The 2,097-nt window shown below is 65.3% G+C and carries 1 protein-coding gene; it reads right to left on the bottom strand.

Annotated features, from left to right (window positions below; all coding sequences use genetic code 11):
* Positions 1-88: 88 nt before the first annotated feature.
* Positions 89-1,972 carry a hypothetical protein gene (locus tag ACIBJF_RS53110; RefSeq protein WP_399185069.1) on the bottom strand — a complete coding sequence of 628 codons (1,884 nt, stop codon included), beginning with the start codon at positions 1,970-1,972 and terminating at the stop codon, positions 89-91.
* Between the last annotated feature and the right edge of the window lie 125 nt (positions 1,973-2,097).

Here is a 2,097-nt window from a genome sequence, read left to right on the forward strand (position 1 = left end):
GGGGCCTTACGTCTGCCCGGAGTTGGGAGTACACCACGAGACTCCCGGAGGCGATCACCCTCAGCGACCGTCGGTTACCGGGAAAGGCTCACTGGCGGCTCTGCCCGTTCTTCAGGCCCTTGGCGCACTGGTTGTCGGACGTGAGTGAAGAGGCCGTAGAAGGAGTAACCAGACCGGTGGGCGCCGGCTGCTTCTGCTGGTCGTCGTCGATGAAGTCGACGTCGGGGGCGTTGTAGTCGGGGTCGGGGAGTTCGAGACCGGCCATCCGGCCGCCGGACACGTCGAAGTTGCCGGGCACGAAGGCGACCGCTCCCCAGGCGATGTCCTTGTCAGCGCTGCCGCTGCTGGTGGTATTGGAGAGTCTGACCTCGGGGATGCGATCGTTGAAGCGGAAGGCGCCAAGAGACACCCATTTGTTGGACGCGTTGGCGGACTGGTCGACGGTGACTTTCCTGGTTCCGAAGGCCGTCACGACTTCATACACGGCCTGAGTGGTCTGCGCTCCGGTGTCCGGCACGTGTACGTAGACCATGGCCTGTGTCTTGTCCATGGGCTTGTTCAGCTTCCAGTCACCGTCGATGGTCATGCTTCCGCCGTCGCCGCCGAGGTGATGGGTGTCGCGTTCGTGGGCGTACCAGAAGTGGCCGCCGTAGCCGCCGCCGACCTGGTGCAGGTCGGCTTTCGCATTGAAGTGCGTGCCCATGGTGTCGGCGTAGAACGTGAACTGGAAGCTGCCGGACGAGGTGACGGGACCGCAGTCGCCGTAGGTTTCGGTGCCGTTGGGCACCGAGGCCACCACTTGTGCGCCGCTGGGTGCTCCGGAGCACACCGGTGTGCCGTTCTTCAGGCGGTAGCCGCGTCCCGGTTCCGACACCAGCGACTGGTACTTGATGTTCTCGTGGCCGCAGGTGGAGGCGCAGTCGGTCTTCCAGGTCGCGTTGGGCTGGTTCCACCAGTACTGTGCGTAGCACTCTGCGGTGCCGCAGTTCGGCGGCGTGTTGGGATCGCAGTTGTTCTTGGAGTTGCAGAACACGTCGAGGTCCGGCGTGACATGTGCCCGGTTGTAGCGCGCGCCGCCTTTGATCTCGACGGGCAGGTTCGCTCCGTTCCAGTAGGCGGGGCGGAAGCCGGCGGAGGAGAAGCCGGACTCGCCGGGCCAGTCCTGGCGGCCGGAGGTGGCGTAGGAGTAGCCGGTGTCGATGGACCAGGCGGCCCAGCCCATCACCTTCACCTCGTACGGCCAGTCCTGCGGGTGTGCGGCGTCGTGGTTGGCGTCGGTGCCGTCCACGTCGGTGTTCATGAACGGATGACCCCAGCCCTTGGCGTAGATGGGGTTGGCCGGGTTGTTGTACCAGCCGAGGCCCCAGTGCCCTCCGTGCTGCGATGCCTGGGAGGGCGGGTTGAAGCCGAGGTTGTAGTTCCAGACCGCGGTGAACCAGTTCTCCACGTAGGAGGGGTCGTCGTTGTTGACGGTGATCGTCTGGCCGGCCTTGTGGACCTCGTTCCACTTGTCGGCGAGGATCTTCATGGAGGCGGCGATGTTCGTCGCGTAGTCGATGGCGACGAGTTTCTGCAGGGCTGGGGACAGGCTGGTTTCGCCCGGCTTCTCATGGCCCTTGAGGCGCATGCCGTCGGTGACCTGGCCCACGCCGTAGCCGCAGTCTGATTTGTCCCAGTTGATGTTCCAGTACGAGTCCGGATTGCCCGGATCGATCTGATGCCCGTAGTAGCCGTCGACCGCTGCCAGGGGGCTGCCCATCTGACCGGGGATGGAGCCGGACTCGGCCTGCCACAGGTTGGACTCCTGGGCCATGATGCCGAGCATCACGTTGACGGGGATGCGCGCGTTGCTCGCGCCGGTCAGGGTGGGCGGCGGGAACAGGCCCTGCGGGTCGATGGTGCCGAGGCCGGCCTGGTTGCGGTAGCCGCCCTGGTTGAGGTAGCCGGCGTGCAGGTCACCGCGTACCGCCATGTCGACAGCCCACTCGACCTGGTTGGGAGTGTGAAGTTCCCCCCGCGAACTGGACAGCGGGTGTTTACGCTGCCGGGACGAGGTTCTGCCTGAGCAAGGATCTCGTTTCGAGCGGGGTGACGTAC

This window comes from Streptomyces sp. NPDC050743 (genome assembly GCF_044456925.1).
Classification (GTDB): domain Bacteria; phylum Actinomycetota; class Actinomycetes; order Streptomycetales; family Streptomycetaceae; genus Streptomyces.